This window comes from Actinomycetota bacterium, from assembly GCA_030776625.1.
In the GTDB taxonomy this organism is placed as follows: domain Bacteria; phylum Actinomycetota; class CADDZG01; order CADDZG01; family WHSQ01; genus MB1-2.
On sequence record JALYHL010000009.1, the window covers coordinates 77634 to 91170 of the forward strand.

Annotated in this window: 11 protein-coding genes; 8 read left to right on the top strand and 3 right to left on the bottom strand. The window is 67.0% G+C overall.

Features of this window, described 5'->3' with window-relative positions; translation table 11 throughout:
* Nucleotides 1-5: 5 nt before the first annotated feature.
* Genes M3N53_13465 through M3N53_13480 form a run of 4 tightly spaced genes read left to right on the top strand, consistent with a single transcriptional unit; the run spans nt 6 to nt 7039 of the window.
* On the top strand, nt 6-869 hold the full coding sequence (locus M3N53_13465) for a DUF58 domain-containing protein (GenBank protein ID MDP9069336.1): 864 nt from the start codon (nt 6-8) through the stop codon (nt 867-869).
* A complete protein-coding gene (locus M3N53_13470; GenBank protein MDP9069337.1) occupies nt 869-2716 on the top strand; it encodes a VWA domain-containing protein in 1848 nt (615 codons plus the stop codon). The genes M3N53_13465 and M3N53_13470 overlap by 1 nt, the downstream gene beginning before the upstream one ends.
* Nucleotides 2713-5604, top strand: a complete 2892-nt coding sequence (locus M3N53_13475) for a VWA domain-containing protein (GenBank protein MDP9069338.1) — start codon at nt 2713-2715, stop codon at nt 5602-5604. Before M3N53_13470 ends, M3N53_13475 begins: the two co-directional genes overlap by 4 nt.
* Nucleotides 5605-5662: 58 nt before the next feature.
* Entirely contained in the window at nt 5663-7039 is a 1377-nt protein-coding gene (locus tag M3N53_13480; protein ID MDP9069339.1) for an FAD-dependent oxidoreductase, read from the top strand.
* Nucleotides 7040-7049: 10 nt separating this feature from the next.
* On the opposite strand, the gene M3N53_13485 is transcribed toward M3N53_13480, so the two are convergent.
* Both M3N53_13485 and M3N53_13490 read right to left on the bottom strand, forming a co-directional pair.
* Entirely contained in the window at nt 7050-8387 is a 1338-nt protein-coding gene (locus tag M3N53_13485; GenBank protein MDP9069340.1) for a prenyltransferase, read from the bottom strand.
* Entirely contained in the window at nt 8388-8873 is a 486-nt protein-coding gene (locus M3N53_13490) for a pyridoxamine 5'-phosphate oxidase family protein (protein MDP9069341.1), read from the bottom strand.
* Nucleotides 8874-8954: 81 nt separating this feature from the next.
* Between M3N53_13490 and M3N53_13495 the strand changes: the two genes are divergently transcribed.
* The 4 genes from M3N53_13495 to M3N53_13510 all read left to right on the top strand — a co-directional run bounded on the left by M3N53_13495 (nt 8955) and on the right by M3N53_13510 (nt 13231).
* Complete coding sequence (locus M3N53_13495) at nt 8955-9722, top strand: inositol monophosphatase (GenBank protein MDP9069342.1); 768 nt, start codon at nt 8955-8957, stop codon at nt 9720-9722.
* Between the two features lie 4 nt (nt 9723-9726).
* Nucleotides 9727-10377, top strand: coding sequence for a class I SAM-dependent methyltransferase (locus M3N53_13500; protein ID MDP9069343.1), 651 nt, complete (start codon nt 9727-9729; stop codon nt 10375-10377).
* A 148-nt stretch (nt 10378-10525) separates the two neighbouring features.
* Complete coding sequence (locus M3N53_13505; GenBank protein MDP9069344.1) at nt 10526-12415, top strand: ABC transporter ATP-binding protein/permease; 1890 nt, start codon at nt 10526-10528, stop codon at nt 12413-12415.
* A 48-nt stretch (nt 12416-12463) separates the two neighbouring features.
* A complete protein-coding gene (locus M3N53_13510; protein MDP9069345.1) occupies nt 12464-13231 on the top strand; it encodes a 3-hydroxyacyl-CoA dehydrogenase in 768 nt (255 codons plus the stop codon).
* Nucleotides 13232-13303: 72 nt separating this feature from the next.
* Here the strand turns inward: M3N53_13510 and M3N53_13515 are convergent, their stop codons facing one another.
* Nucleotides 13304-13531 (bottom strand): hypothetical protein, encoded by a 228-nt coding sequence (locus M3N53_13515; GenBank protein MDP9069346.1) that lies wholly within the window; start codon nt 13529-13531, stop codon nt 13304-13306.
* Nucleotides 13532-13537: the final 6 nt, after the last annotated feature.

Genomic DNA, 13537 nt, shown 5'->3' on the forward strand with positions numbered 1-13537 from the left:
CAGAAGTGCTGCTCGAACCTGAGTTGCTGTCGCGCCTCGAGCGTCTGTCCCTTGCCACGCACGCGAGGACGGCGGGCGCCTACCCCGGCGCGCACCGCAGCAAGCGCCTCGGCAGCTCCGTCGACTTCGCGGACTGGCGTGCCTACGTCCCGGGCGACGATTTCCGCCGTATCGACTACCAGATCTACGCGCGGCTCGACCGTCTGCTCGTGCGCCTCTACGAGGCAGAGGACGAGGTCTCGTTGCAGATCGTGCTCGACGCCACCTCGTCGATGGGCTTCGAGGACAAGTTCGAGACGGGAGCGCGGCTGGCCGGGGCACTGTCTTATCTCGCGGCACTGCACGGCGACCGCGCCCGGGTGTGGGTCGTGGATGCGCACGGGATCAGGCCGAGTCCGTGGGCGCGGTCGCGCGATTCGTCGATCGCGCTGTTCGGGTGGCTCGAGCAGATCGAGCCTGGGGGCCGCTGCGACCTCCCCACCGCGCTGAAGCGGTTCGCGAGTGCGGGTGGTCTCCGCGGCGTCACCGTTCTCATCAGCGACCTCCTCACGGACGAGTGGGAGGCGGTGTTGCGGAGGCTCACGTCTCCGGGCGCCGGCGGCGCGCTCCTGCAGGTGCTGTCGCCTGCGGAGATCGACCCACAGCTGCGCGGCGACCTCTTGCTGGTCGACTCGGAAGCCGGTGCGACCGTCGAGGTATCGGTGTCGGACCAGGTGCTCAGGCAGTATCGCCAGCGCACGCAAGACTGGCTGCGGCGCGTGCGCGAGACCTGTCGGCGGCGCGGTCTTCACTACGAGCTCGTTGCTCCCGACGACGACCTCGGCTCCTTGCTGATGGTGCGGCTGCGCGAGGGAGGTCTCGTCCGCTGATGGACGGTCTCCTCGCCCCCGCCGCGCTCGTGTCAGGGTTGCTGGCGGTCCCGATCCTGATCACCTACATGCTCAAGGCGCGCCGCCCGAGGAAGGTGATCCCGTCGACCTTTCTATGGGACGCCGCCACGAAGAACGTCGCTGCGAGCCGTCCCTGGGACCGTATCCGCTCGAGCGTCCTGTTGATCTTGCAGCTCCTGCTGCTGGGCGCCCTCGTGCTCGCCCTTGCGCGGCCCTATCGTGCGGCGCCGGGGGTGGCGGGCGATCACCTCGTGTTGGTGATCGACGCATCCGGGAGCATGGCGGCGACCGACCATGCTCCCTCGCGCATCGGCGCGGCGCAGGCCGAAGCTCTTCGACTGATCGAGACGATGGAGGCAGGGGCCACGGTCAGCGTGGTGGCGGCGGACCAGCGACCTCGGGTGCAGATCTCCTCTACCGCCAGCCGGGACCAAGCGCGGCGCGCGGTGGACGCGGTCGCCCCTACGGAAGCCGAGGCCGATTTCGCCGAGGCCTTCCTTCTCGCCGAAAGCTTGGAGACGCCCGGGCATCCCGCGACTATCGCGCTGGTCACGGATGGAGGGCTGTCTCCGGAGGAACGCGAACTGATCCCGCCGGGAACCGTGGTGCGCTCTGTCGGCCGCTCCGCCGCCAACGTGGCTGTGTCGGCGCTCGAGGTCGGCGACGGGCCGACGGGGTTCCGCGCCTTCGTTCAGGTGCACAACTTCTCGTCGTCGACCGAAGTGGTCCAGCTCTCGGTCGAGGTGGACGACGTGGAGTTGGCCGATGCATCGATCGAGGTGCCCGCCCGCGGTACGGCCGAGCGCGGGTTCGACCTCGGCCCCCAAAGCGGCCGCGTCGTTGCGTCGATTGAGAGGCAAGACGAGTTGCCTCAAGACGACGCTGCCTATGCGGTGTTGGAGCGGTCTGCGCCGCGCCGCATCCTGTTGGTGAGCGAGGGCAACTTCTTCCTCGAAGCCCTGCTGGCTCAGATTCCGGGCGCGGAGGTCGAGGTGCGGTCCGCGACGAGCGACGGCTCGGGGTTCGACCTCGTCGTTTACGACCGGGCCGTGGTGCCCGACAAGGTGAAGGCCCCTGCTCTGTTCATCGCGCCGAAGGTGCCGCCGCGCGGTGTCGATCCGCGAGGTTCGATCGCGGAGCCTCAGATCACCTACGTGGCGAGTGACGACCCACTGCTCGAGCAGGTGGATCTGTCGGAGCTCGCGATCGCGCGAACGGCAGACGTGCGCGTCCCGGGAGCTCGCACGATCATCGGCTCGAACGATGCGCCCCTCGTCGCCACCTGGACCGACGGGAGCGTCCGGCGGGCTTACATCGGGTTCGCCTTGCACGAGAGCAACCTCCCGCTGCAGGTCGCCTTCCCGATCTTCGCCGACCACCTCCTGTCGTGGCTGACGGGATCCGAGGCGCCATCCGCACGGTACGCGGGCGAGCGCATCGAGGTGGCTCCTCTTCCCGGTACGAGCGTCATCGAGGTCGCCATACCGGGCGGCCGCGGCGAGCGACTCCTCCCGGGGCAAGCTCTCGAAGAGACCTCCCGCGCCGGCTTCTACACGTTCACCTTCTTGAAGGATGACGACGTGATCGGCCAGCGGACGGTCGCGTTGTCGTTCCCTCCGGCAGAGTCGGATCTCACGCCACGAGAGGTGGCGGCGCCTCCGGACGCGGAGCGACCAGGGCTGACGCGCACCGCCCGGCATCCTGTGGTGGCGTGGGTCCTCGCAGCCGCCCTGCTGTTGCTGTTGGTGGAGTGGTGGTGGGGCCACGGGCGGCCGGGCGCGCCGCGCTTCCGGTGGTGGCCCCCCACGGAGCGGCGCCCCGCGTGAGGTTCGCGCAGCCCCTCTGGCTCATCGCTCTCGCGGCGATCCCGCTGCTGTGGGTCATCCAGAGGCGCGGGATCTCTGCCGTGTCGCGCCGCCAACGAACCGTCGCCTCGGTCGTGCGCAGTGTGATCGTGGCCGCGATCGTCCTGGCGCTCGCGGGTCTCGCTGTGGTCCTGCCCGAGAGGAGCCTCGCGACGATCTTCGTCGTCGATGTCTCGGACAGCGTCGGCGCGACCGGCCGCAGCAAGTCCGAGACCTTCGTCCGCGAAGCGCTGGCGGCGAAGCCTCCCGAGGCGCTCGCCGGCGTCGTCGCGTTCGGCGGCGACGCGCGGGTAGAGATGACTCTCCAGGACGAGCCGGAGCTGATCTCGATCGCTAGCCGTCCCGATCCGTCCCACAGCGACGTCGCTCGCGCGTTGCGCCTGGCGGCAGCTTTGATGCCCGACGGGGGCCGCAGGCGCATCGTCTTGATCTCGGACGGACGTGAGAACGCGGGCGACGCGCGCCTGGAGGCGGAGTCGCTCCACGCGCGCGGCCTACGCGTGGATTCGGTCGCCATCGAGGGAACCTCCGGTCTCGACGCGGCGGTCGTGGAGATCGACGCTCCGTCTCGGGTTCGGGTTGGTGAATCCTTCGATGTGGAGGCGACGCTGTCGTCGAACGCCGCTCTCGAAGCGCAGGTGACCCTTCGCAGGGGGAGCAAGGTCGTGCAGCGACGCGCGCTGTCGTTGCAACCGGGTCAACGCAGGATCCGCTTCGGTGGTCGGGCGTCGCGGCCCGGCTCGCTCACCTACTCACTCGAGGTCCGCAGCGGCGAGGACTCGGTGCCCGAGAACGATGCCGCCGCCGCGCTCGTGCTGGTGGGGGGCAAGGCGAAGGTAGCGATCGTCGAAAGCTCTCCCGGCGAGGGGGCTGCGCTCGAGACCGCCTTGAAGGCGCGCGACCTGGTCGTCGAGCGCGTTCCGATGGCGCGCTTCCCCGGCGGCGAGGAGCTTGCGGCGCTCGACTCGATCGTGCTGGTAGACGTCCCTGCCGGAGCCCTGACCGACGCCCAGGTAGGCGCGCTAGAGGGATTCGTGCGCGACCTCGGCAACGGTCTCGTCACCGTCGGCGGCGAATCGTCGTGGTCGCTGGGTGACTACCGCGGGTCCGAGCTCGAGGCCTTGTTGCCGCTGAACAGTGACATCAAGGACCCCAGGAGGAGGCCGGCGATCGCGCAGGTGCTCGCGATCGACACCTCCGGGAGCATGTCGGCCTGTCACTGCAACCCGGAGGGCGCGGGCATGCGCGAGGAAGGAGGCGTCAACAAGACCGACATCTCTCGGTCGGCGGCGGCGCGAGCGGTCGAGGCGCTGACACAACAGGACGAGGTAGGCATCCTCGCTTTCAACACACGCTCGCGCTTCGTCGTCCCGCTGGCGCAGCTGCCGCCGGACGACGTGGTGCGCGAGGGACTGGAAAGCCTGCAACCGCGGGGCGGCACGAACATCCCGCAAGCTCTGCGGGCGTCGGTCGAGGCTCTCAAGGCGTCGAAGGCGTCCTTGAAGCACATCGTCATGTTCACCGACGGCTTCACGGATCAGAAGAGCCTGGTTCCCGCGGCGCGCTGGGTGCGCAAGCAGGGGATCACTCTGTCCGTCCTCGCGACCGGCGAGGGTACCGGTGACGAGCTGGCGCGGATGGCGGATGCGGGCGGCGGGCGCTTCTACGAGGGCCGCAACCTGCACGAGATCCCCGAGCTCTTGATGAACGAGGTAGTGATCGCGACGAGGCGTTACGTCAACGAGGGCATCTTCTATCCCAAGATCACCGGCTCCTCGGCCGCCACCGACCCGCTCAGGAGGACCCCGCCCCTGCTCGGGTACATCGGCACGTCTCCGAAAGCCTCTGCGTCGGTTCTCCTCGCGGGCGGGAAGTACGACGACCCCTTGTTGGCGACGTGGCGGACGGGGCTCGGCGTGGCGTCATCGTGGACGTCGGATGCGAAATCGCGCTGGGCCCGGCGCTGGGTCGATTGGGACGGTTTCGCAGACTTCTGGTCGTCCGTCGTGCGCGAGACCCTTCCGGCTGCGGCCCGCCCCGGCTTCTCCGCGCAAGCCACGGCGGGGCGCGCCGGGATCGACATCACGGTCGAGGCGGAGCGAGAGATTCCGGAGGGCACGACCGCAACTGCCCGCGTCGTTGGACCGGACGGCAGCAGCGATCGGATCGAGCTCGGTCGCTCGGGCTTGTCCGCGTTCTCGGGCACCGCGCCCTCGGGCGCCGCGGGGACGTATCTGGTGTCGGTGGCTTTGGAGGATGACGGCCAGGAGCTTTATCGCGAGACGGTGGGCGCGGTGCAGTCGTACTCGCCGGAGTACCAGCCGGGGCCCGCGGATCAGACGTTCCTGCGCGAGGTCGCGAGCCTGGGAGGCGGACGCTACGGCATCCAGCCCGCCAACGCCTTCGATCCCGGACTGCCTTCGGGGCGCAGGACCGTCGAGGTGACCTCGTGGCTGGTTCTGCTCGCAGCGTTGCTGTTCCCGCTCGACGTCGCGTTGAGACGGATCATCATCACGCGCGACGAGATCGCAGCAGTCCAGGCGTGGAGGCCCAGCTTCTGGCGGGACCGCGCCGGCGATCCCTTCGCTCCTCAGCAGACCCACGTCGGCGGGCTCTTGACGAGGAAGCGTGCGACGCGGGTGAGACCGAGGGCCGGAGCCGAGACGGTGCGGGCTCCGGGCGCCGCGGACGCGGCACCTCCCCCAGAACCAGCACCTGCCGCCGAACCGGCACCGAGCGCCGCGGGCTCCGCGCCGCGGGCACCGTCTCCACCGGCCGCTCCCGCCGCGGACGACACGTCGCACGTGTCGGGACTCCTCGAGCGCAAGCGCCGGCTGCGCGGCGATTGATCACTCGTCTCGGCGATGTGTAGGTCTCTTCAACGGCCGCCGCCTTTAGGGTGACCGGATGCCAGAGCGGCTCGTTGTCATCGGTGGCGACGCCGCGGGTATGGCGGCCGCCTCACAGGCGCGCAAGCGGCGGGGGCCGGACGACCTCGAGATCCTCGCTTTCGAGCGCGGCAACCACACCTCTTATTCCGCCTGCGGGATCCCGTACTACGTGGGTCACGTCGTCGAGGACTTCCAAGACCTGATCGTCCGCACCCCGGAAGAGTTCCGCAACAAGCAGTCGATCGACGTGCGGATACGTCACGAGGTCACCGAGGTCGACCTCGGTGTCCGGACCGTGCACGTTCGCGACCTGGACAACGAGCGGGAGTTCACCCAGCAGTTCGACCGGCTGGTTGTCGCGACGGGCGCGACGCCGCTGCGTCCGCGGCTCGACGGCTCGGATGCGACCGGGATCTTCGGCGTGCAGGTCCTTGACGACGGTCTTGCGATCGAGCAGTTCCTCCACAATGAGGACCCGAAGCGGGCGGTGGTTGTCGGCGGCGGCTACGTCGGCCTGGAGATGGCGGAGGCGTTGGTCGAGCGCGGCCTAGATGTCACGCTGGTGGAGCGCGCTCCGCACCCGATGTTGACCCTGGACGAAGACATGGGCGGGCTGGTGACCGATGCGCTCACGGCGATCGGTGTGGAGGTGCGTGTCCGCGAAGGGGTCACCGGGTTCGTCTCCGACGGCGGGTTCGTCACCGGCGTCGCAACCGACCGGGGCACGATCGACACCGATCTCGTCGTGCTGGGTCTGGGGGCGCGCCCGAACTCCGAGCTCGCACAACGGGCCGGGATCCCGATCGGACCCAGTGGCGGGATCAAGGTCGATCGCAGGATGCGAACCGAGGTCGACGGTGTGTGGGCCGCGGGCGACTGCACCGAGAAGTTCCACCTCGTCTCGCGGAAACCAGTGACGATCGCTCTCGGCACGCATGCCAACAAGGAGGGTCGCGTCGCCGGCATCAACATCGGGGGCGGGTACGAGACGTTCCCAGGTGTAGTGGGGACCGCGGTCACCAAAGTTTGCGGGATCCAGATCGCACGGACGGGGCTGAAAGAGGACGAAGCCGCGGCGGCGGGCTTCCGCTACGTCAGCGCGACCGTCGACTCCACCACGAGAGCCGGTTACTTCCCTGGCGCGGCGCCCATAAAGACGAAGCTCATCGTCGAGCTCAACTCCGGAAGGCTGCTGGGCGCGCAGATCGTCGGCAAGGAGGGGGCCGCGAAGCGGATCGACGTTCTCGCGGCGGCTCTATGGAACGAGATGACGGTGGACGAGATGCTGAACATGGACCTCAGCTACGCCCCGCCCTTCGCCCCCGTGTGGGACCCGGTTCTCATAGCGGCGCGCAAGGCGTGGGAGAAGGTCGAGGACAACCTGCGTCGGTAGCGCCCGTGGGCTACACGAAGATCGCGATCAGGTACCCCATGCTGAGCGCAAGGCCGGCGAACAGGTGCAGCATGATGTTCTTGGCCATCCCGTCCATCAGCTCGTACGGGCTCTCGTAGTGTGACGTGAGTGCCTTGTGGACCTTCAGCGCGAGCGGGATCGTTCCGAGGGCGAGGAGCGTCCATATCGGCATGATGCCGGTGAGGGCTCCTATCGCGATCAACGCGAACGCCACGACCACCGAGGCTGCATAGCCCTTGATGATCGCCTCCTTCGGCAGCCTCACAACGATCGTCCGCTTGCCGGTCTTAGCGTCGGCAGGCTTGTCCGGCACCTGGTTCACGTAGAGCACGAGCATGATGAAGATCGCAACCGGAAGAGAGGCGTAGAACGCTTCGAACGTCAGTCGCTGAGCTATCACGAAGTAGGTGCCCAGGACCATGATAGGGCCGAAGCCGAGCGCAACCGCGATCTCGCCGACCCCCCTGTGCACGAGCTTCAATGGCGGCGCGGTGTAGAAGATGGAGAGGAAGACGCCGGCGATGCCGATCCAGAGAAGCTCGATCCCCCTGGTCGCTGTGAGGTAGAGACCTATCCCGATGCCGACGGCATAACAGGCGATCGAGACCAGCCGCATGGTTCTCAGGCTGACCAGCCCGTACTGGATCATCCGCGAGCCACCGCTGAACATGGTCGGGTTCGCGTTCGCCGTATCCGCTCCGCTGGTGGCATCCGACACGTCGTTAGCGACGTTGAGCCCGAGGTGGATCGCGGAGCCGCCCAGCAACGCCAACGCGAACAACCACCACGCCGAGAACCCGTCGTTGCGCGCGACCATCGCACCCAGCAGGATCGGTACGAAGGTCGCCGTTAGGAACGGGACGCGGGTCGCAAGGAAGATCAGCCAGCCCAACGACATCTTCGTCTTGACGGGCTCGCCACGTTCCTCGCTGAGCTTCTGCATGTAGCGATGAGCAGACGGAACGCTTCGCTCGCACAGTTCGAAGAAGTGGAGCCGGTCCTCGTCCCAGCCGTGGGTTCGTTCCGGCTTGACCTCCAGTGACCCGTTCACCTTGGTCACCTTGCCCCACACGCTGACGTAGCGGCGCTGGTCGTAGCCGACGCCGGGGTAAGGCCGCACGTGGCTGAAGGTCACGTTCACCTCGGCCCCCTCGCGCGGCTCGACCGGCACCTTCGGCCGCTCGAGCCGGATCGTGCCGCTTGCGGCGTCGGCTCTGAAATCCGCAGCCACGTTGATCGGGTATCCGTCGTCGCCCACGTACGCGATGACGGCATGGGAGAACGTCGAGATGTCGTCGAACAGGTCCTTCACAGTCGAGGTCGCCATCTACGCCGCCACCTCTGCTGTGAACGTCTGCGGGGGCAGGTCGGTCCTTCCATCGCGCCAGATCAACCCACGTCGCGGGGTTACCTCGATGATCGACCGCTCCCAGAACAGTGGCATCGCGAACCGCTTCTTGATGAGGTCCTTGATGATCGGCTCCTTCGCGATCCAAAGATCTCCGATGCGACCTTCCCAACCCGAGTGGAGGTCGTCCTCGATGATCCGCGCGTCGCCTTGGATCGTGGCGCGACGGAAGGGCTCGACCGCTGCCGCCACGGGATCGGTGATCGTGAGCGAGACGCGCGGGTTCTTCTTCATGTGCTCCAGCTTCCTCGAGAACAACACGCTCGACGTCATATAGATGAGGTTGCCGTCGTAGAGCGGGATCAACGGGTACGTCACCGGGCGGCCCTTGGGGTCGACCACGGTCAGCTCCGCGACGAGCGCGGCGTTGAGCAGCTCCTCTACTTCTTGCGGTAGCACTCCCATGCGATCGAGGATAGTGGTCCCGTTCCGTTAGCTCCTGAACACGCGACCACAGGTTTTGAACGACTCCTTAGGATGCAGCGGGTGGGCGAGCTTCTCGAGATGGCGATGATGGCCGCTTCGAGTGCAGCCGACATCCTCCTCGACTTCTACGAGGCTCCCGCACAGGGCGTGAGGTCCAAGTCGACGGCTACGGACCTCGTCAGCGACGCGGACCGAGCCGCAGAGAAGTTCCTCCTCGACTTCTTCCGGCACGAGCGCCCCGAGGACGGGATCCTGGCGGAGGAGGGCGGAGGCCGTTCCTCCACCTCCGGCATCACCTGGGTCATCGACCCGCTCGACGGAACCATCAACTTCCTCTTCGGGATCCCCGTGTGGTGCGTCAGCATCGCGGCGCAGGACGCGGAGGGCGAGCTGGTCGGCGTCGTATACGACCCCAACCGAGAGGAGATGTTCGCCGCGGAACGCGGTGAGGGGGCAACGGTTAACGGCGAGGCCGTGCAGGTGTCGCAGCGCGATGAGTTGTCAACCGCGTTGATCGGCACAGGGTTCTCTTACGACGCCGACGCGCGGGCTCATCAAGCGGAGTTGTTGAGCCGTGTCCTTCCCCGCGTGAGGGATGTCCGGCGCGCGGGCTCCGCCGCGATCGACCTCGCGACCCTCGCCTGCGGGCGTTTCGACGGGTTCTACGAGGCTCCGATGGAGCCGTGGGACAAGGCTGCAGGAGTCCTCCTGGTGCGAGAGGCGGGTGGGATCGTCAGTGACCTGCCCGCGCCGAAAGGTCTGTCTTCCGGCGTTGTGGCGGCAGGCCCGAAGCTCCACGACGCGCTGCGTGCAGCGGTGGTCCAATAGCGAGATGGATCTAGTCCACCCGTCGGTAGACAGCTACCTCAACGAGCTTGCAAGGCGTGATGACGAAGCTGTGCTGCTCGAGATGGAGCAGCTCGCGCGCGACAACGGCTTCCCGATCATCGGCCGGCTCTGCGGGCAGATGCTGGAGCTGCTCGCTCGCTCGATCGGCGCGCGCCGCATCTTTGAGATGGGCTCCGGCTACGGCTACTCCGCCTACTGGTTCAGCCGAGCGACCGGGCCGGGAGGCGAGATCCACCTGACCGATACCGATGCGGACAACGAGACGAAGGCGATCGACTTCTTGACGCGGGCGCGGCTACACGAGCCCGTGCGCTTCCATGTCCAGACCGCGTTCGACGCGTTCGACGAGGTCGAGGGCGAGTTCGACATCGTCTACTGCGACATAGACAAGGATGGTTATCCAGAGGCATGGGAGCGTGCGCGGACACGTATCCGCGTCGGCGGCATGTTCATCTGCGACAACATGCTCTGGTCGCGCCGTGTGACGGGCGCCCCCGATGCCCCCGCAGACGTCCGACCGGGCTGGACCGAAGCGATCATGGCCGCGACGCAGGCGATAACGAGCGACCCCGGCTACCGCTCCATCATCGTCCCGCTGCGCGACGGGGTGGTCGTGGCGCTGCGCGTCACCTAGCCGGCGACCGCTTACGCGCAGAACGTGCGTTTAACGCACGTTCTGTACGACAGCGCTGGTACGCGCCCGGAGCAGGAATAAATGGGCTCGTCTCGCTGTCCTAGAGTCGGGGACGGAAAGGAACCACATGCCGCCATCGCATCGCCTGGTGCCGAAGGAAGTGCCGGATACGCCGGCGCGGCCGGGGACGTTCAGGCGCATCGTTCACATCTTCAAGCCATACCGGCGCAGGGTCAGCCTCGTCGGTCTCCTGATCCTGATCACCGCCGGCCTCGGTCTGATCAACCCGTTGCTGATCAAGTCCGCCTTCGAGACCTTGCTTTCGGACGGCCCCACCGAAGAAAAGCTGCAGAGGCTGTATTGGATCGTCGGCGTGATGGTCGTGACGCCGATCGTTACGGGGTTGCTCGGGTTGTGGCAGACCTACGTGAACAACTTGGTCGGCCAGAACGTCATGCAGGACCTGCGGAACTCGTTGTACGCGCACCTCCAGCACATGCCGCTGCGGTTCTTCACCTCGACGCGGACGGGCGAGATCCAGTCCCGGCTCTCGAACGACGTCGGGGGCGTGCAGAGCGTGTTGACCGACACCGCGTCCAGCATCCTCTCGAACATCGCGACCGTGGTCTCGACGCTGGTCGTGATGTTCATCTTGTCGTGGGAGCTGACGCTGTTGACGCTTGCGATCGTTCCCCTGTTCCTGGTGTTGAGCCGGAAGGTCGGCATCGTCCGACGCGACGTCTCCGGGCAGACCCAGGAGTCGCTGGCCGACCTGACCGCGCACATGCAGGAGACACTGTCGGTGTCGGGCATCCTGCTCTCGAAGGCGTTCGGACGTCAGAGCTACGAGATCGATCGCTTCCGGAAAGAGAACCACCGTCTGTCCCAGCTCGAGATCAAGCGCACGATGGTGGGCCGCGGCTTCTTCTCGCTCGTCGGCATCTTCTTTTCCATCACGCCCGCCTTCGTGTACCTCGTCGCGGGATACCTGCTCTTCCGCGGGAGGCTGGAGCAGAGCCCCGAGGAGCTGGTGGCGACCGTCGCTGCGTTCACCACCTTGCAGAGCCGGCTCTTCTTCCCGATGGGGCAGTTGTTGAACGTCAACGTCGAGATCCAGTCGTCGCTGGCGCTGTTCGATCGCATCTTCGAGTACCTCGACCTCGAGCGAGACATCACGGACCACGACGGCGCGATCGAGCTAGATCCGAAGGAGGTGCGGGGCGAGGTCCGGTTCAACGACGTCTGGTTCCGCTACGACCGCCCGGGAAAGGAGCGCGGTCAGGACGAGCGTCTGTGGACGATCGGCGGCGTCGACTTCAGCGCCCGCCCCGGGGAGCTTGTTGCATTGGTGGGGCCGTCCGGCGCAGGGAAGACGACGCTTACCTATCTCCTCCCGCGGCTCTACGACGTGGACCGCGGCAGCGTCGAGGTAGACGGCATCGACGTCCGGGATATCCGCCTGGAGTCACTCGGCGAGGTCCTCGGGATGGTCACCCAGGAGACCTATCTGTTCAACGCGACCGTGCGGGAAAACCTGCGGTACGGCGATCCGGAGGCGAGCGACGACGATCTCGTGGCGGCGGCGAAAGCCGCGCACATCTACGACCGGATCATGGAGATGCCCGACGGGTTCGACACGCGCGTCGGTGAGCGCGGCTACAAGATGTCCGGCGGCGAGAAGCAGCGACTGGCGATCGCCCGTGTCGTTCTGAAAGACCCGAGCATCCTCATCCTGGACGAGGCGACCAGCGCTCTCGATACGCACTCCGAACGCCTCGTCCAGGAGGCGCTGACCCCCCTCATGAAGGGGCGTACGACGCTGGCGATCGCGCATCGCCTGTCGACGATCCTGGCCGCGGACACGATCCTGTACCTAGACAAGGGTCGGATCATCGAACGCGGCTCGCATTCCGAGCTTCTTGCGCGCGGAGGCGCGTACGCGGCCCTCTACCGCGAGCAATTTTCCGATGGCCGTGTCGAGACGCGCTGTGAGGATGGACTGGTGCTGGCTAGTGGAGAGGTCATACCCGAGGCGTGATCTGGCCCGAGCGGTAACGTCGGGTATCCACAAAGACATGGAGGCTGAATGAACGTCGAGGGCAAGGTCGCGCTCGTAACCGGTGGCGCATCGGGACTCGGACTCGCCGCAACCAAGGAGCTGCTACGCGCGGGAGCATCGGGGGTCATAGTCGATCTCCCGACCTCCGACGGTGAAGTCGTCGCCAAGGAGTTGGGAGACAACGCCCGGTTCGCGCCCGCGGACGTGACGTCGGAGGAAGACGTTCGCGGCGCGGTTCAGCTCGCGGCCGAGACTTTCGGCGGCCTCCACGTGGTGGTTAACTGCGCGGGCGTCGGCTTCCCGGGACGCGTGTTGACGCGGGACGGCGGCGCGATCGACCTCGACCGCTTCGAGTTCGTCGTGCGCGTGAACCTGATCGGGACCTTCAACGTCTTGAGGCTCGCGGCCGCGCAGATCGCCTCGCAGGAACCGGAGGACGAAGAGCGCGGCGTCATCATCAACACCGCCAGCATCGCGGCCTTCGACGGACAGATCGGCCAAGCCGCTTACTCGGCCTCCAAGGGCGGGATCGTCGGGATGACACTGCCGGTAGCGCGGGATCTAGCGAGCCGGCTGATCCGCTGTGTCGCCATAGCTCCCGGAACCTTCGACACCCCGATGCTCGCCGGTCTACCCGAAGAGGCTCGGGTGAAGCTCGCCGAAGGGATCCCGCATCCGCACCGGCTCGGCCGGCCCGAGGAGTTCGGCCTCCTCGTTCGCCAGATCGTCGAGAACCCGATGCTCAACGGCGAGGTGATCCGCCTCGATGGTGCGCTGAGGATGCCTCCCAAATAGCGTTTTGCTCGGCTTTTGTCCCGGAAAACGGGAGGTTCCGCGACCAAAACCGGGGGGGCGCCGGGCCGGAAGTTAGCTGGAGGCGTCTACGAGGTGTGGCGCGGGGACCTCGGCCAGTTGGATCCTGCTCTCCGCGCCTTCGGCGCGATGTGCGGCGTCGTTCCTGTTGCGATCGATCTCTTGCTCGAGCTCCCGCCACTCCTTCTCGGCCCACCGGAGCTTCTCGACGGCGGAGGCGAGGTCGAGGAAGTGGACGGGCACGATGGATGCACGGGGCCGGAGGTAGGCGTCACCGATCAAAGCGTC